At 74.0% G+C, this 25,335-nt stretch carries 24 protein-coding genes and 1 tRNA gene; 13 read left to right on the plus strand and 12 right to left on the minus strand.

Features of this window, described 5'->3' with window-relative positions; genetic code table 11:
• Window positions 1-4: 4 nt before the first annotated feature.
• The 9 genes from ABD230_RS11670 to ABD230_RS11710 form a co-directional block, all read right to left on the minus strand.
• Window positions 5-1,603, minus strand: a complete 1,599-nt coding sequence (locus ABD230_RS11670; RefSeq protein ID WP_344373716.1) for a bifunctional phosphatase PAP2/diacylglycerol kinase family protein — start codon at window positions 1,601-1,603, stop codon at window positions 5-7.
• A 98-nt stretch (window positions 1,604-1,701) separates the two neighbouring features.
• Complete coding sequence (locus ABD230_RS11675) at window positions 1,702-2,340, minus strand: response regulator (RefSeq protein ID WP_344373719.1); 639 nt, start codon at window positions 2,338-2,340, stop codon at window positions 1,702-1,704.
• Window positions 2,337-3,518 (minus strand): sensor histidine kinase, encoded by a 1,182-nt coding sequence (locus ABD230_RS11680; protein ID WP_344373721.1) that lies wholly within the window; start codon window positions 3,516-3,518, stop codon window positions 2,337-2,339. The genes ABD230_RS11675 and ABD230_RS11680 overlap by 4 nt, the downstream gene beginning before the upstream one ends.
• A 57-nt stretch (window positions 3,519-3,575) precedes the next feature.
• Entirely contained in the window at window positions 3,576-4,487 is a 912-nt protein-coding gene (locus ABD230_RS11685) for an ABC transporter permease (RefSeq protein WP_344373723.1), read from the minus strand.
• Complete coding sequence (locus ABD230_RS11690; protein ID WP_344373725.1) at window positions 4,484-5,383, minus strand: ABC transporter ATP-binding protein; 900 nt, start codon at window positions 5,381-5,383, stop codon at window positions 4,484-4,486. The genes ABD230_RS11685 and ABD230_RS11690 overlap by 4 nt, the downstream gene beginning before the upstream one ends.
• Window positions 5,384-5,471: 88 nt before the next feature.
• Window positions 5,472-6,734: an RNA polymerase sigma factor gene (locus ABD230_RS11695; RefSeq protein WP_344373727.1), complete on the minus strand. Its 1,263-nt coding sequence runs from the start codon at window positions 6,732-6,734 to the stop codon at window positions 5,472-5,474.
• Window positions 6,735-6,838: 104 nt separating this feature from the next.
• Window positions 6,839-7,675 (minus strand): YciI family protein, encoded by an 837-nt coding sequence (locus tag ABD230_RS11700; RefSeq protein ID WP_344373730.1) that lies wholly within the window; start codon window positions 7,673-7,675, stop codon window positions 6,839-6,841.
• A gap of 131 nt (window positions 7,676-7,806) precedes the next feature.
• A complete protein-coding gene (locus ABD230_RS11705) occupies window positions 7,807-8,811 on the minus strand; it encodes an isopenicillin N synthase family dioxygenase (RefSeq protein WP_344373732.1) in 1,005 nt (334 codons plus the stop codon).
• A 298-nt stretch (window positions 8,812-9,109) separates the two neighbouring features.
• Window positions 9,110-9,787 (minus strand): LysE/ArgO family amino acid transporter, encoded by a 678-nt coding sequence (locus ABD230_RS11710; RefSeq protein ID WP_344373734.1) that lies wholly within the window; start codon window positions 9,785-9,787, stop codon window positions 9,110-9,112.
• 71 nt (window positions 9,788-9,858) lie between these two features.
• On the opposite strand from ABD230_RS11710, the gene ABD230_RS11715 reads away from it, so the two are divergent.
• The gene (locus ABD230_RS11715) at window positions 9,859-10,776 is read left to right on the plus strand and encodes a LysR family transcriptional regulator ArgP (protein ID WP_344373737.1); all 918 of its coding nucleotides are present in this window, start codon (window positions 9,859-9,861) and stop codon (window positions 10,774-10,776) included.
• Window positions 10,777-10,857: 81 nt separating this feature from the next.
• Here the strand turns inward: ABD230_RS11715 and dgt are convergent, their stop codons facing one another.
• Both dgt and ABD230_RS11725 read right to left on the minus strand, forming a co-directional pair.
• Window positions 10,858-12,369, minus strand: coding sequence for a dGTP triphosphohydrolase (gene dgt, locus ABD230_RS11720; RefSeq protein ID WP_344373740.1), 1,512 nt, complete (start codon window positions 12,367-12,369; stop codon window positions 10,858-10,860).
• Between the two features lie 14 nt (window positions 12,370-12,383).
• Window positions 12,384-13,601, minus strand: a complete 1,218-nt coding sequence (locus ABD230_RS11725; RefSeq protein ID WP_344373741.1) for a pyridoxal phosphate-dependent aminotransferase — start codon at window positions 13,599-13,601, stop codon at window positions 12,384-12,386.
• Between the two features lie 469 nt (window positions 13,602-14,070).
• Here ABD230_RS11725 and ABD230_RS11730 point away from each other — a divergent pair.
• The 10 genes from ABD230_RS11730 to ABD230_RS11775 all read left to right on the plus strand — a co-directional run bounded on the left by ABD230_RS11730 (window position 14,071) and on the right by ABD230_RS11775 (window position 23,358).
• Window positions 14,071-14,143 (plus strand) — tRNA-Trp (locus ABD230_RS11730).
• A gap of 41 nt (window positions 14,144-14,184) precedes the next feature.
• On the plus strand, window positions 14,185-14,460 hold the full coding sequence (gene secE, locus ABD230_RS11735; protein ID WP_344373742.1) for a preprotein translocase subunit SecE: 276 nt from the start codon (window positions 14,185-14,187) through the stop codon (window positions 14,458-14,460).
• Between the two features lie 66 nt (window positions 14,461-14,526).
• On the plus strand, window positions 14,527-15,450 hold the full coding sequence (gene nusG / locus ABD230_RS11740) for a transcription termination/antitermination protein NusG (RefSeq protein ID WP_344373745.1): 924 nt from the start codon (window positions 14,527-14,529) through the stop codon (window positions 15,448-15,450).
• Window positions 15,451-15,605: 155 nt separating this feature from the next.
• Window positions 15,606-16,034 (plus strand): 50S ribosomal protein L11, encoded by a 429-nt coding sequence (gene rplK / locus ABD230_RS11745; RefSeq protein WP_344373747.1) that lies wholly within the window; start codon window positions 15,606-15,608, stop codon window positions 16,032-16,034.
• A gap of 130 nt (window positions 16,035-16,164) precedes the next feature.
• Window positions 16,165-16,854 (plus strand): 50S ribosomal protein L1, encoded by a 690-nt coding sequence (gene rplA / locus ABD230_RS11750; protein ID WP_344373749.1) that lies wholly within the window; start codon window positions 16,165-16,167, stop codon window positions 16,852-16,854.
• A 152-nt stretch (window positions 16,855-17,006) separates the two neighbouring features.
• Entirely contained in the window at window positions 17,007-18,626 is a 1,620-nt protein-coding gene (locus tag ABD230_RS11755) for a LuxR C-terminal-related transcriptional regulator (RefSeq protein WP_344373751.1), read from the plus strand.
• 128 nt (window positions 18,627-18,754) lie between these two features.
• On the plus strand, window positions 18,755-19,930 hold the full coding sequence (locus ABD230_RS11760; protein ID WP_344373753.1) for a flavin-containing monooxygenase: 1,176 nt from the start codon (window positions 18,755-18,757) through the stop codon (window positions 19,928-19,930).
• Between the two features lie 140 nt (window positions 19,931-20,070).
• Window positions 20,071-21,708, plus strand: coding sequence for a LuxR C-terminal-related transcriptional regulator (locus tag ABD230_RS11765; RefSeq protein ID WP_344373755.1), 1,638 nt, complete (start codon window positions 20,071-20,073; stop codon window positions 21,706-21,708).
• 136 nt (window positions 21,709-21,844) lie between these two features.
• Window positions 21,845-22,345 (plus strand): hypothetical protein, encoded by a 501-nt coding sequence (locus ABD230_RS11770; RefSeq protein ID WP_344373757.1) that lies wholly within the window; start codon window positions 21,845-21,847, stop codon window positions 22,343-22,345.
• Window positions 22,297-23,358 carry an FHA domain-containing protein gene (locus ABD230_RS11775; protein WP_344373760.1) on the plus strand — a complete coding sequence of 354 codons (1,062 nt, stop codon included), beginning with the start codon at window positions 22,297-22,299 and terminating at the stop codon, window positions 23,356-23,358. Before ABD230_RS11770 ends, ABD230_RS11775 begins: the two co-directional genes overlap by 49 nt.
• 10 nt (window positions 23,359-23,368) lie before the next feature.
• Here the strand turns inward: ABD230_RS11775 and ABD230_RS11780 are convergent, their stop codons facing one another.
• Entirely contained in the window at window positions 23,369-23,638 is a 270-nt protein-coding gene (locus ABD230_RS11780; protein WP_344373762.1) for an acylphosphatase, read from the minus strand.
• An 85-nt stretch (window positions 23,639-23,723) separates the two neighbouring features.
• Here ABD230_RS11780 and ABD230_RS11785 point away from each other — a divergent pair, with 85 nt between their 5' ends.
• Together ABD230_RS11785 and glsA are read left to right on the plus strand one after the other, a co-directional pair.
• A complete protein-coding gene (locus ABD230_RS11785) occupies window positions 23,724-24,089 on the plus strand; it encodes an iron chaperone (protein ID WP_344373766.1) in 366 nt (121 codons plus the stop codon).
• Entirely contained in the window at window positions 24,086-25,324 is a 1,239-nt protein-coding gene (gene glsA / locus ABD230_RS11790; RefSeq protein WP_344373768.1) for a glutaminase A, read from the plus strand. The genes ABD230_RS11785 and glsA overlap by 4 nt, the downstream gene beginning before the upstream one ends.
• The last annotated feature ends 11 nt before the right edge of the window (window positions 25,325-25,335 follow it).

Here is a 25,335-nt window from a genome sequence, read left to right on the forward strand (position 1 = left end):
CTGCTCAGTCGCGGGTCCCGGTCGCCGCGGGCCGGTACACGTCCAGGTCGAGCGGCAGGACGCGCAACCGGGTGCGATACCCGGGTGCCGACAGGTGGGCGGATGCCGCGGCCGGCGCCTCGAGCGCGACCTCGCCGTCGTGGGCGAACCCCGGGGGCTGGCCGTGGCGCGGCCGCACGTCGACCGTGAGCTCCCCGGTGACGATCGTCTCCATGCGCTCCGGGATGAGTCGCAGCGTCCGGAACGCGGCGGCGGTCCGGCGGCCGAAGGCGAGCGAGGCGACCGAGCCCGCGCGCGACCCGGCGTGGAGGATGCGCACGTCGAGCACGCCGTCGTCGAGCGAGCGGCGCTGCAATGGTGCGAGGGTGCCCGGGTCATTGCGCCCCACCCCGACGAACAGCGTCCACACGCGCGCCCGGCGCCCGTCGACCACGACCGCGACCGGCTCCGACCGGCGCAGCACCCGCCACGCCGCGACGACCGCGGCCGGCCACTTGCTCCGCAGCCGCTGCTGCAGGCGCTCGCGCTCCGCCACGAAGTCGGGGTAGATGCCGACCGACGCGGTGTTCATCACCGTGATCGGCGAAGCCTCGCCGAAGGCGAGCTCGGCGACGTCCGCCCGCACGCCCTCGCCGCGCTGCACCGCGTCGACGGCCGCCTCGACGGTGTCGGCGCCGACCGTGCGCGCGAAGTGGTTGAACGTGCCGCCCGGGACCACGAGCAGCGGGACTCCCGCCCGTCGCGCCTCGTGGGCGACCGCCGCGACGGAACCGTCGCCGCCGCACACGCCGATGATCCGCGGCGGCGCGTCGCGGGCCAGTGCGGCCGCGGCGACCCCGACGGGGTCCTCGTGGGCCTCGAGCACGTGCACCTCCGCCCGCGGCAGCCGGTCGCGGATCACGGCGACCGGATCGGCGCGCACGACGCTCGTGCCCGCCGCCCGGTTCACGACGACGAAGACGCCCTCCCCCTCCGGCGAGGCCGGCAGGCGACGGTCGCGACCCGGCGTCGGCGGCGGCCCCGGGGCGCCGGGCCGGGGCCGGACGACCGCAGCCCCGAGCGCCGCGACGGCGCCGCCCAGCGCGAGCCCGCCGACGACGTCGGAGAGCCAGTGGGCGCCGACGTGCAGGCGCGAGTACGCGACGCCGACGGCCGCCGGTGCGAGCGCGGCGCCGACGCGCGGCGCCTCCAGCGAGACCCCCGCGGCGAACGCCGCCGCGCTCGCCGAGTGCCCGGATGGGAACGTGCGGCTCGACGGCTGCACGGGCAGTCGCCGGCCGATCGGGATGTCCTCGAGCGCGGGCCGGTCGCCGCCGAACACGCGCTTGGCGATGAGGTTCGTCAGCGCGCTCGCCGTCGCGAGCGAGAGGATGCCGCGGACCGCCGCGCGCCGCCGGCCGGTCACCGCGAGCACGCCCGCGATCGTGAACCACAGCACGCCCTTGTCGGCGAAGCCCGTCAGCCGCGACCAGAGGCGATCGACGTTCGGATGCGAGTGCCATCCGTTCACCCGGTGGGCGGCCGCGGCATCCGCCCGACGCACCCACGGCGGCAGCAGGCGCGCGCGACGTGCCGCGACCCGCACCCCCTCGACCAGTCCCACCCGCCCCAGCGTAGGGGCGTCGCGTCGCGCCCACCGCGGGGTTGCGCGGGGCGGCGTCGACCGGGACGGCCCCGGGCCGGACCGACCGGGCGCTCGCGTCAGAGCAGCCCGAGCTCCATGGCCCGCGTCACCGCTCGGGTCCGGTCGTTGACCCCGAGCTTCTCGAAGACGTGGATGAGGTGGGTCTTCACGGTCGCCTCGCCGATCACGAGCGTGCGGGCGATCTCGGGGTTCGACCGGCCGTCGGCCACGAGCCGCAGCACCTCGAGCTCGCGCGGCGACAGGCTCGGCGCGACCGGCTCCGTCGCATCCGCCCGGACCCGCCGCACGAGCTTCGCGGCGATCGACGGGGCGAGCACGGTCTCGCCCGCGGCGACCGAGCGGATGCCGGCGAGGATCTCCTCCTGCGGTGCGGCCTTCAGCAGGTAGCCGCTCGCGCCCGCCTCGATCGCGGCGAGGATGTGGTCGTCGGTCTCGTACGTCGTGAGCACGAGCACGCGCGTCGCCCCGCCGTCGGCGAGGATGCGCTCGGTCGCCCCGGCCCCGTCGAGGCCCGGCATCCGGAGGTCCATGAGCACGAGGTCCGGGCGCAGGTCGGCCGCGAGCGCCACGACCTCCAGGCCGTCCACGGCCTCGCCGACGACCTCGAATCCCGGCTCGGAGTCGAGCAGGCCCACGATGCCCGCACGCACGATGGGGTGGTCGTCGGCCACCACCACCCGGATCGACGCGGTCACGGCGCGGCTCCCTTCTCGTCCCGGGTTGCGGGCACGACGACGCGCAGCACCGTGCCCCCGGCCGCGCCGGCGCCGAACTCCAGGCGTCCGCCCACGAGCGCGACCCGGTCGCGCATGCCCGCCAGCCCGAAGCCGTCGTCGCCGGGTGACGCGTCGCCCGGGCCGACGCCGTCGTCGCGCACCGCGAGCACCACCTCCGGAGGCGTCCCGGCCGTCGTCACGACGACGTCGGCGGCGCTCGCGCGGGCGTGCTTGCGGACGTTCGCGAGCGCCTCCTGGGCGCAGCGCAGGAGCACGACCTCGAGCTCGCGGTCGAGCCCCGCGGCATCCGCCGTCACCGCGACCCGCACGCCGGTCTCGCGCTCGAACGTCGCGGCGAGCCGGCGCAGCGCCTCGGCGAGCCCGCCGTCGGACTCGACCGGCGCGAGCGACGCGACGAGGCCCCGCGCCTCGGTGAGCGCCTCGCGCGCCATCTGCTCCATGAGCTCGACGTCGCCCCGGGCGGACGCCGCGGCCTCGCCGTCGACGCTCGCGAGCCGCCGCTCGGTGCGCTGCGCGACCATCACCATGCCCGTGAGGGACTGGGCGATCGTGTCGTGGATCTCGCGGGCCAGGCGCGCCCGCTCGTCGGCGATGCCGGCGTCGCGGTGCATCGCCGCGAGCTGGCCCTGCGCGGCCTGCAACTCGTCGAGCAGTCGGGCCCGTTCGTTGCCGAACTGCGCGATCCGCGTGATCCACAGGCCCAGGGCGATGCTGAATCCCACCGACAGCGCCGCCACCGCGGCGCCTGCGAGGAGCCCGCCGACGCCCGACCGCACCGTGTAGCCCGCGACGATCGACACGGCGAACAGCAGGTTCGCGATGATCGCGCTGCGCGTCGACGGCGACGTCGACCAGACGAAGGGGTAGAGGAACGCCTGCAGGATCGCGAACGACGGCTCGATCGCCGTGCCGACCGCCAGGATCACCGCGTAGACGATCGCGATCGCGAGGTGCTGCCGCGCATCGACCTCCGGCACGCAGCGCCGCCCCCACAGCAGGTGGACGAGGAGGAAGGCCCCGGCGGTCGCGCACGTGGCGGCGTCGTCGGGGCCGAACGGCGGGTCGAGCAGGGTGAGCGCGGCGATCACGACCGTGACCGCGATCGCCGCGGCATCCCACCACCGCACGTTCTGCATGGACTCAGGCTCCCACAGCGCCTGCGCGCCGTGCAGCGCCCGCGGCTCGCGTCGCGCTCACGAGTCGCGCCGGATCCAGCGGAACGTCAGCCGGCTGATCACGAGCCCGACCACGAGCCAGACGAGCAGCGCGACCGCGACCCAGCCGAGGTCCCACGCCTCGTACTGCTCGAGCACGGCGAAGTCGTCGGGCAGGAACGCGGCGCGCATGCCCTGCGCCATCCACTTCAGCGGGAAGAGGCTCGCGATGTTCTGCATCCACTCGGGCAGCTGGTTGAACTGCAGGTAGACGCCCGAGATGAACTGCAGGATCAGCACGATCGGGATGACGACCGCGGTCGCGCTCCGGCCCGACCGCGGCAGCGCCGACAGGGCGATGCCGAGCAGCGCCGAGGTGGCCACGCCGAGCACGAACACCCAGGCGAAGGTCATCCACGCCTCGGGCTCGGTCGGCAGCGCGATGCCGTACAGCGTCGAGGCGACGAGCAGCAGCAGTGCGGCCTGCAGCACGCCGGTGACGAACACCTGGCCGATCTTGCCGACGAAGTACGACACGGGCGAGAGCGGCGTGCCGCCGAGGCGCTTCAGGGTGCCGTTGCTGCGCTCGGTCGCGATGTCGATCGCGAGGTTCTGCACGCCCGAGAGCAGCATGCCCGCGGCGAGCATGCCCGGCAGGTAGTAGGCGCCCACGCTGACGGCCTCCGCGCCGGGACCGGGCTGGATCTCGCCCGAGGCGCTGAACGCCGCGGTGAAGATGCCGAGCATGATCACCGGGAACAGGAAGGTGAAGAACACGGCGTCGGGGGAGCGGAAGTAGCTGCGCACCTCGTAGCCGATCCGCGTCGTGCCGACCGTGAGGCGGCCGGGGCGGGCGGCGGGCGGCGTGCCCGTGCCGCTGGGGCGGCCGGTGGGGCGGATGCCGCGGCGCGCGCGACGTGCGGTCGTGGCGGTGGTGTCCGTGGTGCTCATGCGACGGCCTCCTCGGCGTCGGGTGCCGCGGCGCCCGCCGCGCGCACCAGGTCCAGGTAGATGTCCTCGAGGGTGGGTCGGATGACCTCGAGCCCCACGGGCTCGCCGTCGAGGTCGCCGGCGATGCTCGCGACGACGGCCGCCGGCTGCTCGGTGCGGACCTCGCGGGCGACGCCCGCCCGGTCGCGCCACCGGACGATCGGCACGCGCGCCTCGGCGCCGCCGAGCCGGTCGACCGGGCCGACGTCGACGAGGCGGCCGCCCAGGATGATCCCCGCGCGGTCGCCGAGCTGCGCGGCCTCGTCGAGGTAGTGGGTGGTGAGCACGATCGTGGTGCCCTCGTCCTTCAGCGAGCGGATCAGCTTCCAGAACTCGCGCCGGGCCTCGGGGTCGAACCCGGTCGTCGGCTCGTCGAGGAAGAGCAGCTCCGGGCGCCCGATGATGCCGAGCGCGACGTCGACGCGCCGACGCTGGCCGCCGGAGAGCTTCGAGATGCGCGTTCGCGCCTTCTGCTCCAGGCCCACGGCGGCGATCACCTCGTCGACGTCGCGGGGGTGCGGGTAGAAACGGGCGAAGTGCGAGAGCTGCTCGCGCACCGTCATCACGCCGCTCTCGGTCTCGGACTGCAGCACGATGCCGAGCCGGGCCTTCCAGTCGAGGCCCCCGCGGGCGGGATCGGCGCCCAGCACGCTCACCTCGCCGGCGGTGCGCAGGCGGTAGCCCTCGAGGATCTCGATCGTGGTCGACTTGCCCGCGCCGTTCGGGCCGAGCAGCGCGAAGGTCTCGCCGCGGGGGATGTCGAGGTCGATGCCGTCGACGGCCGCGACGGTGCCGTACTGCTTGCGGAGTCCGCGGATGCGCACGGCGGGCGCCTCGCGGGTCGTGGTCTGGTCCATGCCCTCGAGCCTCCTCCTCGCGCGCGCCGCGCGGCAGCCGTGGAGCGGTCGATCTTCGCCTCCACCGATCGGTGGATGCCGCGCGGCCTCAGGCCCGGTCGAGGTCGGCGAGGCGGCGTGCGAGGAAGCGGCGCTCGGGGGCCGTGCGGGCGAGCGCCAGGGCGGCGCGGTACTTCGCGGCCGCGGCATCCGCCTCGCCCAGTCGGCGGTGCAGGTCCGCCTGCGCGGCCGGAAGCAGGTGATAGCCGTCGAGACGGCCGGATGCCTCGAGCAGCGCGAGGTCGTCGAGCCCCGTGCGCGGCCCGAACGCCATGCCGCGGGCGATCGCCCGGTTCAGCGAGACGAAGGGCGAGTCGGCCAGCATCGCGAGCGCGTCGTAGCGGTCGGCGATCGCGGGCCAGTCGGTGTCGTCGGCGATGCGCGCCCGCGCGTGCACGGCCTGGATCTCGGCCTGGAGGCGGTACGGGCCGGGCGGGGCCGCGGGGGCGCCGTCGCCGGTGCCGGTTCCGGTGTCCGTGGTGTCGTCCGTGGCGTCGGCCTCGCCGTCGCCGAGCAGCCGGAGCCCCTCGGCGAGCTCACGGGCGTCCCAGGCCGACCGGTCCTGATCGGGCAGCGGGACCAGGTCGCCGTGCGCGTCGACGCGAGCGGCCGAGCGGGCGTGCTGCAGCAGCATCAGCGCGAGCAGCGCCCGCGCCTCGTCGGCGTCGGGCATGAGCGCCACGACGAGCCGCGTGAGCCGGATGGCCTCCGCGGCGAGGTTGAGACGCTGCAGCTCGTCGCCGTGCGACGCGAGGTAGCCCTCGTTGGCGACGAGGTAGAGCACGGCGAGCACGCCCTCGAGACGCTCGGGGAGGAGGTCCGCCGTCGGCACGCGGTACGGGATCCCGGCGTTGCGGATCTTGCGCTTGGCCCGGGAGATGCGCTGGCCCATGGTCGGCTCCGGCACGTGGAAGGCGCGGGCGATCTCGCCGGTGTCGAGCCCGCCGACCGTGCGGAGCGTCAGCGCGACGCGCGACTCCATGGGCAGCGCCGGGTGGGCGCAGGTGAAGACGAGGCGAAGCCGGTCGTCCCACTCGGGGTCGGCCGCGGCGAGGTCGGCGGGGTCGGGCGGCCCGCCCGCGCGCCCGGCGAACTCCTCCATCTGGATCCACTCCCTGACCTTCTCGGTCTCGACGCCGCGCCGGCGGAGCCGATCGAGCGCGAGGTTGCGCGCGGCCGTGGTCAGCCACGCGCCCGGGGTCCGCGGCACGCCGTCGCGCGGCCAGGTCGCGGCGGCGCGCTCGAAGGCGGCGGCCGCCGCCTCCTCGGCGACGTCCCAATCGCCCGTGACCCGGATGAGGGTGGCGACCACGCGCGCCCACTCCGAGGCGTAGGCGTCGCGCAGCGCGTCCGCGACCTCGGGCGCGAGCGGGGCCGGCCCGCCCGCGCCCGGGGTCGCCCGGCGATGCCCGCTCGTCAGAGCCCCGCTCCGGCGAGCGCGTCGGCCGCCGGAGGCTCGAGCCGGACGAAGCGGTCGGCGCGCTCGCGCGCGTCGCGCTCGAGCGGGTCCTCGTGCACGTCGAAGGGCCACATCGGCCGCAGCTCGATCGCGCCGCCACGGGCCATCGGGTGCTTCGCGGCGACCTCGATCGCCTCGGCGAGGTCTCGGACCTCGATGAGGTCGAAGCCGGCGACCCACTCCTTCGCCTCGGCGAACCCGCCGTCGGTCACGAGCACCTCGCCGTGGCGGCGACGCACGAACGTGGCATCCGCCGGCGGCCGCAGGACCTCGCCGAACATGCGCACGCCGCGCCCGTCCATCTCGTCGACCCACGCATCGACGTGGTCCTCGGCGGAGCCGCCCTCCGCGGGGGCGGAGCGCTCGCCGCCCGGTTCGACGACCACCTGCATGAGGTACCGGCGCCCGCTCGCAGGGCGGTGGGCGAGGCCGGCGGGCACGATCCGCGCGTCCGGTGCGGCGTCCGGCCAGCGCACGAACGGCCGGATCTCGACCCGGCCGAACGAGGCGACGGGATGCCTCGAGGCGACCTCGATCGCCTCGTCGAGATCGCGCACGTCGATGACGTCGACGCCGCCGATCGACTCCTTCGACTCGGTGAACGGCCCGTCGGAGACGAGGACCTCGCCGCCGCGGACGCGGACCGTCGTGGCGTCCTGCTCGGGGCGCAGCCGCTCCCCGTACTCCGAGACGCCGCGCGCCTCGACGTCGTCGACCCAGTCGCCCACGTTGTCGTCGGCCGGCACGTAGGGCAGGGCGTCCGGGCCCTCTGCGTAGAACAGCGCGTATTCCATGGCGGATTCCTTCCTCTCGATCACGCTACGCAGGTACGACGAACGGGGGAAGGCGATTTCGACCGCGGCGAGTGTCCACTTCCGGCGGGTCGGTCGCGCGGCGACCGACGTCGAGTGGACGCTCGAGCGGCTCAGGCGCCGACGAGCAGGCGCGGGTGCTGCGCCTCGACGACGTTCGGGTGGGCGCGGAGCCGGCTCTTCAGCCAGTTCTCGCCGAAGACCGCGTGCAGCGGGTTCGCGGGGTCGTCGGTGACGCCGGGGGCCTCGGCGGCGAGGGCGGGCGGCAGCTCGATGGTGGGGATCACGGCGTCGAGCGAGGGGCCGTGGAAGTAGGGGATCGAGATCCGCTCGGTGCCGGGCTCGGGCGACACCACCCGGTGCAGCGTGGCCTTGAGGTAGCCGCCGGTGGCGATCTCGAGGAGCTCGCCGATGTTGACGACGAACGAGCCGGGCGGCGGGGTGACGTCGATCCACTCGCCGTCCTTCTCGACCTGGAGTCCGGCCTTGCCCTCCTCGACCGAGAGCAGCGTGAGCACGCCGAGGTCCTTGTGCGCGCCGACGCCCTGCGCGGGCTGCTCGGCCTCGACGCCCGGGTAGCGCACGACCTTCATATAGGGCGAGGGCGTCGCGAACGCGGCGTCGAACGCGTCGGCGGGCGCGCCGAGCGCCTCGGCCCAGGCGCGCAGCAGCCGGGTGCCGACCTCGTCGAGCCGGGTGATCCACTCCTCCGCGACCTCGCGAAGCTCCGGGAGCGCGTGGGGCCAGAGGTTCGGCCCCTGGAGGACCCAGTAGTCGGGCGTGTCCGGTCCGACCGGCACGGAGGGGCGCTCGGCGCCGATGTCGATCTGCTCGCGGATGTCGACCCGGCCGAGCGTGCGCTCGCCGCCCATGCGCGTGTAGCCGCGGAAGTGCGGGCTCTTCACGTTCTCGATCGCGAGCTTGTGCGACTCGGGCAGCGCGAAGAACGCGCGGGCGGCCTCGTACGCGCGGTCGATGAGCTCGGCCGGCACGCCGTGGCCGACGAGCGAGAAGAAGCCGACCTCGTGGGTCGCGCGTCGGAGGTCGTCGCGGAACGCGGCCTGCTGCTCGGGCGTGCCGTTGAGGAGGGAGAGGTCGAGGACGGGGATGCCGGACATGTGCTGGTCCTTTCGAGGGTGCCGGGAGGTGGTGCGCCGACGATGCGGCCCCGGCATCCTTGGACGTCGGCTCCGGTCATCCGGTTCGAGGGGTGTGCCTCGAGGGACGGATGCCGCGGAGCTGACGCGGACGCGTCGGATGCGGCGTGAGCACTGGGCTGCGGTCGGCGGCGCGTGAGGAATCGCGCCCTGGGGTCGTCGGGGAGACGACCGCCTAGCGGCGACAGCAGCGACAGGTGTCAGTACTCACGATGCGGATACGGTAGCACGGCCTCGGCCGGGGCTCGCAATCCCCCGTTCAGGCGGGGAGCACGAGGGAGACCGCGATCGCGAGCATCACGACCGCGATGATCCCGTCGAGCACGCGCCACGCCCGGGGGCTCGCGAGCACCCCGCCGAGGAGCCGCGCGCCGTACGCGAGCCCGAAGAACCAGGCCGCGCTCGCGATCGCGGCGCCGAGCGCGAACGTCCATCGGTCGCCGCCGTGCGTGGCGCCGACGGAGCCGAGGAGCACCACGGTGTCGAGGTAGACGTGCGGGTTGAGCCAGGTCAGCGCGAGGCACGTCAGCACGACGGGCAGGACCGTGGAGCCGACGGCCCTCGTCGCGGTCGCCGTCGCGACAGCGCCCGGACCGGACCCCGCGCCGCCGGCGCCGGATCGCGGTTCCTCGACGACGAGGCCCTCGTCCGTCCCGAGCAGCGCGCGCCGCGCCGCGAGGATCGCGTACGCGACGAGGAAGATCGCGCCCGCCCACCTGGCGACGCCGACCAGCCACGGCACGGCCTGCAGCATCGCCCCCATGCCGCCGACGCCCGCGGCGATGAGCAGCGCGTCGGAGGCCGTGCAGATCGCGGCCACGACGAACACGTGCTCGCGCCGGATGCCCTGGCGTAGCACGAAGACGTTCTGCGCGCCGATGGCGACGATGAGCGAGAGGCCGAGGCCGAGGCCGGCGACGAGGGCGGTGAGGTCCATGGCTTCTGACGCTAGGTGGGGTGGCCAGTGAAATCCAGCTCAGGATTCTTCATCGGCATTAGCATTCCTTCATGCAGATTCCGCTCGACCTCGCCCGAACGCTCGCGGCGGTCGTCGACGGCGGCACGTTCGAGGCCGCGGCCGCGGCCCTGCGCATCACGCCCTCGGCGGTCTCGCAGCGCGTCAAGCAGCTCGAGCAGCGGCTCGGGCGCGTCCTCGTCGTCCGCTCGAAGCCCGTGCGGCCCACCGAGGCGGGCGCCGCCGTGGTGCGGCTCGCACGCCAGCTCGCGCTGCTCGAGCACGACGCGCTCGCCGCCTTCGGCGGCCAGGACGACGGCTCCGCGCGCCCGACGACCGTGCCGCTCGCGGTCAACGCCGACTCCCTCGCGACGTGGTTCCTCCCCGCGCTCGCCCGCATCGCCGAGACGCACCCGGTCGTCTTCGACCTCCACCGCGACGACCAGGACTTCACCGCGGGACTGCTCGAGTCGGGCGCCGTGATGGGCGCCGTGACCTCGCAGTCCACGGCGGTCGGGGGATGCCTCGTGCGGCCGCTCGGCGTCATGCGCTACGTCGCCGTGGCCACCCCGGAGTGGGTCGCCCGGTGGTGTCCGGGCGGGGCGGATGCCGCGTCGCTCGCCGACGCGCCCCGCGTCGACTTCGATCGGCGCGACGACCTGCAGGGCGTGTACCTGCGTCGGATCGGCGCCGGCGACGTCGAGCCCCCGCGGCACTTCGTGCCCGCCTCGAACGACTTCGCGACGGCGGTCAAGCTCGGGCTCGGCTGGGGGCTGCTGCCGGGGTTCCAGTCCGACGCCGAGCTCGCCGACGGCCGGCTCGTCGCGCTCGGCGGACCGCCCGTCGACGTGCCGCTGCACTGGCAGCAGTGGAACCTCGGCTCGCCGCTGCTCGACGCGATCGCCGACGGGCTCACCCGCGAGGCGCGGCGCGCCCTGGAACCGCCGGCGCGGCCGCCGGCGCCGGCGTGACCGGCAGGACGGGTGTCGCGTGACCGGATCGTCCGGTGACGACCCCGAGGCCCCGGCTGACGGCTCGGAAACCTCCGTCGATCAGAGGTTCTGGCCGATGTCCCAGAGCCGGTCGGGTCGACCGTCGATCGCCTCGGAGACGGCGAGGGCCTGGTCGTCCGACAGCGACGCCACGTAGTCGACGACGCCCCGGCCGATGCCCAGGCGACGCACCTCCGACGCCTCCGGCACCGGGACGCCCTCGGGTCGCGTGGCCCGCAGGGTCGCGTACCCGTCGGTCGCGATCTCGACGAGCTCCTTCAGGCGCTGGGGCACGCGATCGCGGTCGTCCTCGTCGTGGATCCACGCGGTCAGGCCCTTCACCGCCCGGGTGAGCACCCGGCTGAGTCCGCGCTGGTACATCACGATGTCGGAGCGGTCGAGGATGAAGTGGCGGTGCACGAACTTCAGGACCTCGACCTCGTGCCACGCCCGCCGGTCGAGCGTCACCGGCCCGGCCCGAACCACGCCCTCCGGCGCGGGCACGACCGAGGACTGCAGGTGGTCGATCCAACGGTTCGTGAAGGACGACAGCGCGCGCTCCGACGCGATCGAGCCGTCGAACGGGCTCGCGAGCAGGCCGTCGACGAGGTCGTCCGCGACGACCGCGACCGCGTCGCGGAACGCGTCGTCGTCGACCGTCCAGGGATCGCTCGCGTGCAGCTTGCGGCGCAGCAGCTCGATCGCCGCGCCGGGCGGCGCGCTCCGCCGCCGCAGCGCCTCGTCGTCGAAGCCGCGCAGCTCGGGGCCGGCATCCATCCAGCCCCGGAACTCGCGGGCGACCGCGCCCTGGCCGAGCAGTCCCGCGCGGTGGAAGTCGTCGACGTCGTGGATCGAGTACGCGATGTCGTCGGCGATGTCCATGATCGAGCACTCGAGCGATTGCCGCAGCGGCGCGTGGCCCGAGCGCGCCTCGGCGAGGTCGACGGCGTCGATGCCGTACGCCGAGAACTTCAGCACGTCGACGCCGTCGGGCGTGCGCCGGAGACCCCGGGGGAGGGGTCCCTCACCCAGCGCGTCGAGGTCGAGATGGCGCGTCCAGGGGTACTTCGCGACCGCGCTGCGGACGGCGGCCGTGAGGTTCAGCCCGCGCGGCGCGACCTCGCTGACGTCGAGCGAGGTGAGGATGCGGTACGTCTGGGCGTTGCCCTCGAACCCGTCCGGAAGCCCGAGCGTGTCGCGCGCGAGCCGGTCGAGCACGCGCTCCCCGAGGTGGCCGAACGGCGGGTGGCCGAGGTCGTGGGCGCTGGCCGCCGCCTGCACCACCACCGCGTCGCAGCCCCGCTCGAGCGCGAACTCGCGCGTCGCGGCCGCGGCATCCGTCAGCTTGACCGCGATCGCGCGGGCGACCGCGGTGACCTTGATCGAGTGCGTGAGCCGATTGTGGATCAGCGGGCCGGCCCCCGGTTGCGCGATGACCTGCGTCACCGCCGAGAGGCGCGAGAAGTACGGCGAGAAGCGGACCCGCTCGAGGTCGAGCCGGAACTGCGAGTGCTCGCCGACGACGTCCGCGCTGCTGCGCGGCTCGTGCGTCCGGCGCGACGCGCGGTCCATCGTCGGCGCCCCGGTCAGGAGAACAGCCGCTGCAGGCGCTGCACGCCCTCGAGGAGCGGCTCATCGCCGAGCGCGTAGCTGAAGCGCAGGAAGCCGCTCGGCCCGAACGCCTCGCCTGGCACCGCGGCGACCTCGGCCCGCTCGAGCATCAGGTCGGCGAGCTCGAGCGACGTCGTCGGCGTCGTGCCCGCCCACTCCCGGCCGAGCAGCCCCGAGACGTCGGGGTACACGTAGAACGCGCCCTGCGGCACCGGCACCGACATGCCGTCGATCTTCGAGAGCTCGGCGACGATCGTGCGACGTCGCCGGTCGAAGGCGCGACGCATCTCCTCGACGGGCTCCTGCGGACCGGTGAGGGCCGCGATGGCCGCGCGCTGCGAGATGTTCGACACGTTCGAGGTGAGGTGCGACTGCAGGTTCGCCGCGCCCTTGATCACGTCGGCCGGCCCGACCATCCAGCCGAGGCGCCATCCGGTCATCGCGTAGGTCTTCGCGACCCCGTTGACGAGGATCGCCTGGTCGGCGAGCCCCGGCACGGCCTCGACGATCGACACCGCGCGCGGCGGCGCGGCCTCGGGGTCGTCGGCGTACGTGAGGTTCTGGTAGATCTCGTCGGTGACGACCCAGATGCCGTGCTCGAGCGCCCACTCGCCGATCGCCTTCACCTGCTCCGGCGGGTACACCGCGCCGGTCGGGTTCGAGGGCGAGACGAACAGCAGCGCGCGGGTGCGATCGGTGCGCGCCGCCTCGAGCTGCTCGACGGTGACGAGGTAGCCCTGCTCGGAGCCGGCGAAGACGTCGACCTGCCGGCCGCCGGCGAGCTTGATCGCCTCGGGGTACGTGGTCCAGTACGGCGTGGGCACGAGGACCTCGTCGCCCTCGTCGAGCAGCACCTGGAAGGCCTGGTAGACGGCCTGCTTGCCGCCGTTGGTGACCACGACCTGGTTCGGGGCGACCTCGAGCCCGGAGTCGCGACGCGTCTTCTCGGCGACCGCCGCCCGCAGGTCGGGCAGGCCCGCGGCGGGGGTGTACCGGTGGTTGCGCGGATCGCGGACCGCCTCGAGCGCGGCCTCGACGATGTGCGCGGGCGTCGGGAAGTCGGGTTCGCCTGCGGCGTACGAGATCACCGGCCGGCCATCGGCCTGGAGGGCCTTCGCCTTCGCGTCCACCTTGAGCGTGGCGGACTCGGCGATGGCGGAGATGCGGGCGGAGAGACGGCGCTGATCGGTCACGACTCCAGCCTAGGCCGCGGGCGTCGGGCGCGTCATCGGGGGACCGGCGGCTCGCGGACGGGTGTCCGGACGGATCGTCCGGAGGCGGCCGCTCGTCCCGTGAGCCGGGAGCCGGGTGACGGCGAGATGCGGCCCGGACGGAGGGACGCCGCGGCAATCGTTCCCCCGAGCCGCGGCGTCCGGCGCCTGCCCCCACAGGCGCGCTCCCCGAAACCGTCGTGCGTCGCCCTCCGACGAGCACAGCACCCACGCTACGCCCCCTCCCGGACGCCGGTACGGGACATTCGTCCCATGCCGTCCGAGCGGGGCGGACGCGGGCGACGGTTTGGCGCACCTCCCGGCGTCGCATACACTTGTCGAGGTTGTTGAAGCCGACGAAGATCGAACGCGCCCTCGTTCCGGGTGACCTGCCCGTTCCGAAGGTCGATCACGGCGACTTCGACCCCGAGTGATCCAGACCGGATCACTTAGGGCGGTGGCTCAATTGGTAGAGCAGCGGTCTCCAAAACCGCAGGTTGCAGGTTCGAGTCCTGTCCGCCCTGCGAGCCGGCCGGCGATGGCCGGCCCATGAAAGGTGTACGAGGTGGCCCGGAAAGTACTCGACGAACCCAGCGAGGATGTCGTCGCCAACGCCAAGCGCGAGAGCGCGGCGCGGCGCAACCCCTTCGCGAGGATCGCCCTGTTCATCCGCCAGGTCATCGGCGAGCTGAAGAAGGTCGTCACCCCCACGCGCAGGGAGCTGTTCAGCTTCACCGGCGTGGTGCTGGTCTTCGTGGTCATCATGATGGCGATCGTCTGGGGTCTCGACCAGCTCTTCGGGTGGCTGGTCCTGTACGTCTTCGGAACGCCGGGGGTCTGATCGGGCCGTCGGCCCGACACCTGCCGCGGGGGACCTGCGGCACGGCAGAACAGAAGGATTGAGGAAGTGTCGAAGAACGAGCGCCAGGACGTCGACTGGGCGACCGCCGCCGAGCAGTCCTCCGAGGAGGACGAAGCGCAGGAGGGCAACTCGCTCGAGCGCGACGAGAACTCGGTCGAGCCGGCCGAGCACCGCGCCGTGCACCTCGTCGACGACGAGGGCAACGACATCGACCTCGACGCCGTCCTCGACGCGATGGCCGAGGCGACCGACCCCGAGGCCGACGCCGTCGTGGACGACGCCCTCGACGTCGACTCGGCCGACGAGGCCGACGCGGCGGCCGACGCCGTGGTCGAGGAGGACGAGGACCACGACCCGTACGAGGCGTTCCGCAACGAGCTGCGCTTCCTCCCGGGCAAGTGGTACGTCGTGCACTCCTACGCGGGCTTCGAGCGCCGCGTGAAGGCGAACATCGAGCAGCGCCGCGAGACCATGGCCATGGCGGAGTTCATCCACCAGGTCGAGGTCCCGATGGAGGACGTCGTCGAGATCAAGAACGGCCAGCGCAAGATGGTCACGCGCGTGCGCGTGCCCGGCTACGTGCTCGTCCGCATGGACCTCAACGAGGAGAGCTGGTCGGTCATCCGCCACACCCCGGGCGTCACGGGCTTCGTGGGCAACGCGCACAACCCGACCCCCCTCCGCTTCGAGGAGGCCTTCAACATGCTGAAGCCCCTCGTCGACCTGAAGGACGTCGCCCCCGCCAAGGGTGCGAAGGGCGCCCCCGGCGCCGGCACCGCCCGTCAGGTCCCCGCCGAGGTCGACTTCGAGATCGGCGAGACCATCACCATCAAGGACGGCTCGTTCGCGGGCCTGCCCGGCACGATCAGCGAGATCAAGCCCGAGAGCGGCAAGCTCACGGTCCTCGTCTCGCTCTTCGAGCGCGAGACCCCGGTCGAGCTCAGCTTCGACCAGGTCACCAAGCTCTAGGGGCTCACAGCCCCGGCGCAGCAACCCTCCGGTATCATCGGAGGGTTGTGCTGCGTCAGCACCAGCACAACAGGCCACCGCTCCCCGGACCGCCCGGGTTGCGGGAGAGTGCCCCGGTCGATCCGGCCGGGCGTTCGAACAGGAAGAGAGAAATCATGGCACCGAAGAAGAAGGTCACTGGTCTGATCAAGCTTCAGATCAACGCCGGCGCCGCCAACCCCGCCCCGCCGATCGGTCCGGCGCTGGGTCAGCACGGCGTGAACATCATGGAGTTCTGCAAGGCCTACAACGCGGCGACCGAGTCGCAGCGCGGCAACGTGATCCCCGTCGAGATCACCGTCTACGAGGACCGCAGCTTCACCTTCGTCCTCAAGACCCCGCCCGCCGCGGAGCTCATCAAGAAGGCTGCCGGCGTCCCCAAGGGCTCGGGCGTCCCGCACACGACCAAGGTCGGCAAGATCTCGCAGGAGCAGGTGCGCGCCATCGCCGAGCAGAAGATGGCCGACCTCAACGCGAACGACCTCGACGCCGCGTCGAAGATCATCGCGGGCACCGCTCGCTCGATGGGCATCACGGTCGAGTAAGGCCTTCCCGCGGGCCGTGCGCACGTCGCCGAGCCCGTGACGGATGCCGCGCGGCATCCGTGCACCAGAACTCTCACTCGTGGCAGCGCCCGCCAGGCGCGATGACCACACTCTCGCAAGGAGAACCAACATGGCACAGAAGTCCAAGGCCTACCGGGCCGCGGCCGAGAAGATCGAGGCCGGCAAGTACTACACCCCGAGCGACGCCGTCGCGCTCGCGAAGGAGACCGGCTCGGCGAAGTTCGACTCGACCGTCGAGGTCGCGCTGAAGCTCGGCGTGGACCCCCGAAAGGCCGACCAGATGGTGCGCGGCACCGTCATCCTGCCGCACGGCACCGGCAAGACCGCGCGCGTCATCGTGTTCGCGACCGGTGCGGCCGCCGAGGCCGCGATCGCCGCGGGCGCCGACGAGGTCGGCGGCGCCGAGCTCATCCAGAAGGTCGCCGACGGCTACACCGCCTTCGACGCCGCCGTCGCCACCCCCGAGCTCATGGGCCAGGTCGGCCGTCTCGGCAAGGTGCTCGGCCCGCGCGGCCTCATGCCGAACCCCAAGACCGGCACCGTGACCCCGAACCCGGCCAAGGCCGTCGAGGACATCAAGGGCGGCAAGATCGAGTTCCGCGTCGACAAGCACGCGAACGTGCACTTCGTCGTCGGCAAGTCCTCGTTCACGCAGCAGCAGCTCGACGAGAACATCTCGACCGCGCTCGAGGAGATCGTGCGCCTCAAGCCGTCGAGCGCCAAGGGCCGCTACATCCAGAAGGGCGCCGTGTCGACCACGTTCGGCCCCGGCATCCCGCTGGACGTCAACGCCATCTGAGTCGCCTGACTCGTCACGAGGGGCCCGCCGGTTCGCCGGCGGGCCCTTCGTCGTCCCGCCGGGCGTCCTTGCGGCCGCCACGAGCGCGGCGCTAGCTTGTGCGACGACGGCCGTGCCGGACCTGACGGGACCGTCGGCCGTGGAGGAGCACGATGACGTCGACGAGCGCGCTCGAGGCCGGCCGGACCGCGGCAGCCGAACTGCGCTGGGCCGATGCGGTGGAGTACCTCGCGCGAGCCGACGCGGGCGGCAAGCTCGCGGCATCCGACCTCGAGCTCCTCTCGACCGCCGCGATCCTCCGCGGCGACCTGGGCTCCGCGTTCGACGCCGGCGCGCGGGCGTACGCCGCGCACCTCGAGGCATCCGACGACGCATCGGCCGCGAAGTGGGCGGGCTGGATGGCGCTCGCGCTCGTCGAGGTCGGCGACTTCTCCGAATCGCTGGTCTGGTCCGCTCGGGCGATGCGGATCGCCGCGGGCGTCGGCGATCCGCTCCTGTCCGCGACCGTGCGGCTCGGGCCCGCCGTTGCCCAGCTCGGCAGCGGCGACCTGGCCGAGGGCCGCCGCATGGGCGAGGAGAGCCTCGCGATCGCCGAACGGCACGGGGACCAGGCGCTCATCGCGAACGCCTCGCTGGTGGTCGCGAAGGCGCTCATCGCCGGCGGCGAGCTCACGACGGCGCTCGCCATCCACGACCGCACGTTCGTCGCGATCGAGGCCGGCGGGGTCGGGCCGTTCCAGACCGGGGACGTGCTGTGCGCCATGGTCTCCGACGCGATCATGGCGAGCGACCTCGATCGCGCGACGGCGTGGGTCGGATTCCTCGACGACTGGTGCCGTGCCCAGCCGTCGCTCATCACCTTCAGCGGCCAGCGATTCGCGCTGCTCGCACAGGTGCAGGTCATCCGTGGCGAGTGGGATGCGGCGGCGGCCTCGGCGGAGTCGGCGATGGCGCGATTCCGTGCAGGCGACTTCCGTGCGGCGCACGGCGCACCGTACGCGCAGGGCGAGGTGCAGCGGCTCCGCGGTTCCTTCCACGCGGCTGCCGAGTCCTTCCGGCTGGCGGAGGAGTCCGGCTGGGAGCCCCAGCCCGGCTCGGCGCTGCTCCTGCTCGCGACGGGACGGCTCGCGAAGGCCCGGTCCGAGGTCCGTCGGACGTTGGCGGGGGACGTGCCCCTCATGCGGCGATTCGTGCTCCCGGCCGCCGTGGAGATCGAGGCGGCCGCGGGCGACCTCGATGCCGCCGGCCGGGCGCTCGACGAACTGCGGGACTCGGCCGACGCGATGCGGACGCCGCTGTTCGATGCCATCGTCGCCCTGGCCGGGGCCCGCGTGCGCGTCGCGTCGGGCGACGCCGTCGGCGCGCTCGCCGACGCCGGTGAGGCGGCGCGCGCGTTCCTGGAGGCCGGTGCGCCCTACGGGCGGGCGCGGGCACGACTGGTCGCGGCCGGTGCGCACGCCTCGCTCGGCGATCGCGATGCGGCCGACGCCGAGTTCCGCGCCGCTCGCGAGACGCTCCTCGCGCTCGGCGCCGAGCCGGAGCTGGCGGAGGCCGCAGCCCGGATGGGCGAACGCCAGGTCCGCGACCTCAGCCCGCGCGAGGTCGAGGTGCTGCGGCTCGTCTCGACCGGGCTCACCAATCGGGGGATCGCCGCGCGGCTCACGCTCAGCGAGCGCACCGTCGACCGGCACCTCAGCAACATCTTCGCCAAGCTCGGGGTCTCGACGAGGTCGGCGGCGACGGCGTACGCGTACGAGCACGGCCTCGCCTGACCCTGCACCATTCGACCCATGCGCCGCGGGACGGGATGGGTGGTCCGCCCGACGCGCCGACCGGGTGCGGGTCCATACCGTGATGTCGAGGGTCCGGTTCCGCGCCGGGCCGGGAGACGGAGGACATCATGGATGCCACGGGGACGCCGCGTCGCGCAGCGGACGCGGTGGTGAACAGGACGCCCGGCGGGACCGATGAGCACGACACGGTCGTCGTGGGCGGCGGGCAGGCCGGCCTGACGATCGGCGCCGAGCTCGTGCGACAGGGCCGCGACGTCGTGATCCTCGACGCGTACGAGCGGATCGGCCAGGCGTGGCGGCGACGCTGGGACTCGCTGCGGCTGAACACGCCGGCGAAGTACGACGGCCTGCCGGGCATGGCGATGGGTGAGGACCGGTTCGCCTTCCCCACGAAGGACGAGTTCGCCGACTACCTCGAGCGGTACGCGGCCGCCGGCGCGCTGCCGGTGCGCACCGGGGCCCGCGTGGTCGCGCTCGATCCGGTCGACGGCCGCTACGTGCTGGAGACGGCGGACGGCCGGCGATTCCGCGCGGCGAACGTCGTGATCGCGACCGGCGCGCACCAGGTGCCGCGGCGCCCGTCGTTCGCCGACCGGCTCGCGCCCGAGATCGTGAGCCTCCACTCGGACGAGTACCGCAACCCCGGGCAGCTCGCCCCGGGACGCGTGCTCGTCGTCGGGTTCGGCAATTCCGCGTCGGAGATCGCCTTCGACGTGTCGCGATCGCACGAGACCTGGATCTCGGGGCGCCCGACCGCGGAGCTGCCGTTCCGGCACGGGCGTGCCGCAGCGCGCTTCGGCTTCCCGGTGGTGCGGTTCATCGGACTGTACGTCGCCACCGCGAGCACTCCGCTCGGGCGGCGCATGCTCGCCCGGATGCAGGGTCGTGCCGAGCTGCTGATCCGGGTCCGGCGCCGGGAGCTCGCGGCGGCGGGCGTGCACATGGTGCCCCGGACGACCGGGATCGAGGGCGGGCGGCCCGTCGTCGACGGGACCGTGCTCGACGTCGCGAACGTCATCTGGTGCACGGGCTTCGACGAGGACTTCGGCTGGGTCCACCTGCCGGCGTTCGAGGGCGGTCGCCGGCCGCGGCACGACCACGGTGCGGTCGACGGCGCGCCCGGCGTCTACCTGCTGGGGCAGCACCTGCTCCAGTCGGAGGGCTCGGGAACCCTCGTCGGCGTCGGGCGCGACGCCCGGTGGATCGCGCGGCGGATCGCCGCCGCCCCGGCGGCGGTCACGAGCGCGGACGCCGTGGCGACGGCACTCCGCACCCCGGCGTGAACGACGTCGATGCGGCCGGGGCGGCCGTGCGGTCCGCGGTGCCGGCCGCCTCCCCGGCGGCCTTGCCGCCCAGGAGGGCGCACGGTACCGTTCGCGAAGGGGCGGCTCCCGGCGGCCGACCGGCCGCGCGCGAGGGGCCCATGGCGATGGTCGCTTCGACGAGTCTCGAACAGGCGCGCACCGCGTTCGCGGAGCGCCGGTGGAACGATGCCGTCGACTGGTTCGATCGGGCCGAGGGCGGCGCGGCCGCCCTGACGGGCGAGGACCTCGAGCGGTTCGCCACGGCGTCCGACCTCCTCGGGCACGTCGATCGTGCGATCGAGCTGGCCACGCTCGCCCACGAGGCGCACCTCACGGCAGGGAACCTGGACCGGGCGGCGTACACGGCCACGTGGATCAGCCTCGAGTCGATCACGTCCGGCAGCCCGGCGCAGGGCATGGGGTGGCTCGAGCGCGCCAAGCGCCTCGTCGAACGGCTGGACGGGCCGGGGGCCGCCACGGGGTTCGTGCTCATCCCCGAGGCGCTCGGGGCGCTCTACGCCGGTGCGGCGCAGCCGGCCCGCGAGCTCTTCGCCAGGGCCGCCGAGATCGCCGAGCGCACGGGCGACCGGGACGTGGCCGCGCTCGCGCTGCTCGGCACCGGCCAGGCCGCGATCATGGCCGGGGACCCGGCACGCGGCATCCGCATGCTCGACGAGGTCATGGTCTCGGTCACCGCCGGCGAGGTCGGCCCGGTGCCCTCGGGCATCGTGTACTGCGCCGTCATCGGGTACTGCCACCTCACGTTCGAGCTGCGCCGTGCGGTGGAGTGGACGCGCGCCCTCGACCGCTGGTGCCGCGACCAGCCCTCGCTCGTCGCGTTCAGCGGGCAGTGCCATGCCCATCGAGCCGAGCTCTTCCGCCTGCACGGCGCCTGGTCCGACGCGATGTCGGCCGCCCGGACCGCCGAGGAGCGCCTGGAGGCCGGGGACTTCGGCGCCGCGTTCGGCGCGCACTACCAGCAGGCCGAGGTGCTGCGCCTGCGAGGCGCGTTCGCCGAGGCGGAGGCACGCTACCTGCGTGCCGCCGAGTCGGGGTGGGACCCGCAGCCCGGCCTCGCGCTCCTGCGCCTGGCCGAGGACCGCGTCCCGCTCGCGCAGAGCCTGATCCGCCGGAGCGCCGAGGGCGCCGACCCCGCCACGCGATGCCACATGCTCCCGGCGCTCGTGACGATCGAGGTCGCCGCGGGCGACCTCGACGCGGCGCGGCGTGCGGCGGACGAGCTCGCGGCGATGCACCGGACGAACGAATCCGTGATGCTCCGCGCGCTCGCGGCCTTCGCGGACGGCGAGGTCCTGCTCGCGGCGGGCCGGCCGGCCGAGGCCTTCGCGCGGCTGCGCGAGGCGCGCGAGTCGTGGAGCGAGGTCGGCGCCCCGTTCGAGGTCGCCCGATCGCGGGTGCTGATGGCGCGGGCACGGCGCGACCTCGACGAGGACGAGGCGGCGCAGCTCGAGGCCGACCTCGCCGAGTCGGCCTTCGCGGAGCTCGGCGCGGAGCCGGCGCTCGAGGCGCTCGCACGCGAACGCGGGGCGACCGGCCGGAGCGACGTGCCGCTCACCGAGCGGGAGGTCGAGGTGCTGCAGCTCGTCACGCGGGGCATCACCAACCGCGAGATCGCCGGGGAGCTGCACCTCAGCGAGAAGACGGTCGCGCGCCACCTCAGCAACATCTTCACGAAGCTCGACGTCGCGAGCCGGGCCGCCGCGACCGCCTACGCGTTCGAGCACCGGCTCGTGTGAGCACCGGCTCGTGTGAGCGCCGGCTCGGGTGAGCGGCCGGGCCGCGGCCGTGGGTAGAACCACCCATGCCGGGGCCCGGCGAAGTTGCGTGCTTCTGCCGACGCGCGGAATCCGCCCCGAACGTAGCGTCGGAGACATGGACGTACCGATGCTCGCAGGAATGGTCGCCGCCGTGGTGTTCGCGATCAGCAACCTGCCGATGGTGTGGAAGGCGTTGCGCACCCGCGACGTCGGGTCCTACAGCCTGGGCAGCATCGGGATGATCAACGCGGCCAACGTCGTCTACTCCCTGTACGTGTTCACCCTGCCGCCCGGTCCGATCTGGATGCTGCACTCGTTCTACGTCGTGGCGTCCGCGATCATGCTGGTGCTGTGCCTCCGCGCCCGGTCGCGGCGGGCGGTCGGGGCTGCCACGGTGGCCGCCGCGGGCGATGCGGGCGTACGCTCGTCGCGTGGCCGCGGCCGGGCCGCGGCCGGTGGCAGGGCAGTCGGATGGCACCGCAGCACGCAGTATCGGAACCGACCCTCCTCGTGGTCGGGGGACGGTGGGGCGGACGACGCCTCGCGGTCCCGCCCGGAACGACGACGGTGGGCCGCGACCCGTCATGCGGCATCGTCCTCGACGTCGACGGCGTGAGCCGTCACCACGCGCGGCTCGTGCGCGCGGGCGACACGGTGACGATCGAGGACGCCGGCTCGACGAACGGCACCGAGGTCAACGGCCGCCACCCGGCGGGCCCGCACGAACTGCACCACGGCGACCTGGTCCGGCTCGGTCCGCTCGAGCTGTCGTACCTCGGTCCGCGCGAGCGGCCCCTGCCGCGGACGACGCATCGCCGCGGTCGCGTCCGGATCTGGCGGGCGGTGCTCGTCGGCGGCCTCGCCAACCTCCTCCTGCTCGCAGTGGGCGTCGTCGTGCAGTTCGCGACCGACTGGACGGGGATCGGCCCGTGGCTCGCGGCCCCGCTCACCGGCATGGCCGCCGCGCTCGTGCAGATCCTGAAGGACGCGCTCACGAAGGTGCCGGAGCCCGCGCCGCCCGGCGAAGCGGCGCCCGGCGGCGGGGGGCCGCCGGCGCCGCGGGTGGAGCCGGTCGGCGCGCACACGACCGCGCCGATGGGCTTCGAGGTGCGGCATCGCCGGGGCGGGCTGCCCGTGGTCGTCGCCGCGATCGTCACGGTCCTCGTCCTCGGCGTCGGCGGGGTGGCCGTCGCCTACGGCGTCGCGACGGTCAGCGGCTGGATCACGGGCAACCAGGTGGGCGTCGACCGGCTGGTCGGCGGGCCGGTCGCGGTCGACTCCGGCGGGATCGTCACCACCGTCACCGCAGTCGAGCACACCGCCGACTTCACGCGCGTCGAGCTCAGCGTGCGCAACGACCTCGCGAACACGGTCACGCTGCCCGTCTACCGGAACGCGAGCCTGTCGGCCGCGGACGGCACGACCCTCGACGCCGACGCGTTCCGCAGCTCGTGGGGCGAGACGCTCGCGCCCGGGCAGCTCCGCAGCGGCGTCATCGTGTTCGGCGGGCACCTCCCCGACGCGGGCACCACGGCGACGCTGACCTTCGCGACCGTGTTCGAGCAGGGGTTCTCGGGACCGTCGTCGATCGCGGTCGGCGGGCTCGGCATCGCCCCGCTGGGGCCCTGAGTGCGGCCGATCAGCTGAGGACGCGGAATCCGCGCTCCCCGGTCGGCTCGAGGTCCGCGGTGCTGAGCGAGGTGACGTCGGCGCCGGGCGGTCCCTCGTCGAGCCACGCGAGCATCGCGTCGACGGCCCGCGGCTCGCCCTCGATCTCGGCCTCGACCGCCCCGTCGTTGCGGTTGCGGACCCACCCCGAGACCCCGAGCCGCTGGGCCTCGACGCGCGCGCTGAACCGGAAGCCGACCGCCTGCACGCGGCCGTGGACGATGACGCGCTGCCGGATCATGGTGACCCCCTCGCGACGAGGGTAGACCCGTCCCCGGCGCGCCGCGCGCATGCCGGGCGCGCGCCCCGCGCGTACGATGACGCCCATGGGGGAGGTCGCCGACTACGTCGCCGGGCTCGAGGAGCCCGCCCGATCCGCGATCGATGCGGTCTACCGCGTCGCGCGCGAGACCGTGCCGGATGCCGCGGAGGGCGTCGGCTACGGCATGCCCGCGCTGCGGTACCGCGAGAAGCCGTTGCTGGCCGTCATGGCGGCGACGGCGCACCTCGGGCTGTACCCGTTCAGCCCGGCCGTGATCGACGCCGTGTCCGACGCGCTCGACGGGTTCGACCGCTCGAAGGGCACGATCCGGTTCACGGCGGAGCATCCGCTGCCGGCCGACGTCGTGCGACGGCTGGTCTCGCTCCGGCGCGACGAGATCGACGCGTCCACGGGTCGACGCCGCGCATGAGCCCGGAGGACCGCCCCCGGCTGCTCGGCGACGCGCTCGACCGCACGCTCGCGGAGACCATGGCCGGCGTCGCCCGCCGCACGTCGGCGGGCCGCGTCGCGGACTACATCCCGGAGCTCGCCGGCGCCGACCCCGATGCGTTCGGCGTCACGCTCGCCAGCGTGCTCGGGCGCACCTACGGCGCGGGCGACGCGTCGACGGAGTTCACGATCCAGTCGGTGTCGAAGCCGTTCGTGTACGCCTTCGCGTGCGACGAGCTCGGCGCCGACGTCGTGCACCGCCACGTGGGCGTGGAGCCGAGCGGCGAGCCGTTCAACGCGATCAGCCTCGACGGGCGCGGCCGCCCCGAGAACCCGTTCATCAACGCCGGCGCGATCGTGACCACCTCCCTGGTGCCCGCGCCGGACGCCGGGGAGCGGTTCGCGCGCATCCGCGACGCGCTGTCGCGGTTCGCCGGCCGCGAGCTCGACGTCGACGAGGACGTGCACCGGTCCGAGGCGACGACCGGCCACCGCAACCGCGCGCTCGCGGGACTGGCGCTCGCCGCGGGGACCCTGGGGACCGACGACGTGGATGCCGCCACCGATCCGTACTTCCGCCAGTGCTCGCTCCGCGTCACGACCCGCGACCTCGCCCTCATGGCGGCGACGCTCGCGAACCACGGCGTCCATCCACTCACCCGCGAGCGCGTGGTCGGCGAGCGCACGGCGCGCGACACCCTGTCGGTCATGGCCACGTGCGGCATGTACGACCGGTCTGGGGCTTGGGCGTTCCGGGTCGGGCTGCCCGCCAAGTCGGGCGTCGGCGGCGGCATCGTGGCCGTCCGGCCCGGCGACTTCGGCATCGGCGTGTTCGCGCCGCCGCTCGACGAGGCGGGCAACAGCGTGCGCGGGGTCGCGATGCTCGAGGACCTGTCGGCGACGTTCGGCCTGCACATGTTCGACCATGCGGCCGTGCCGGTCTCGCCGGTCGCCGAGGTCGCGGTCGACGCGGAGGCGTCGACCGTCACGGTGCACCTCCGCGGCGAACTCGACTTCGTGGCGGCGGAGCAGCTGGTGCACGACACGGGCCGCGTCCTCGAGCACACGGGGGCGACGACGGTGCGGTTCGACTTCGACGACGTGACGGCCGTCGCCGGCATCACCGCGCAGGTGCTGCGCGAGACGACGGCCGCGGCGCGGCAGGCCGGCCTCTCGGTCGAGTACCTGCGCGCGGCACCGGGGCTGCTGGACTGACGCGCGACGGG

Source organism: Agromyces tropicus (assembly GCF_039531345.1).
In the GTDB taxonomy this organism is placed as follows: Bacteria; Actinomycetota; Actinomycetes; order Actinomycetales; family Microbacteriaceae; genus Agromyces; species Agromyces tropicus.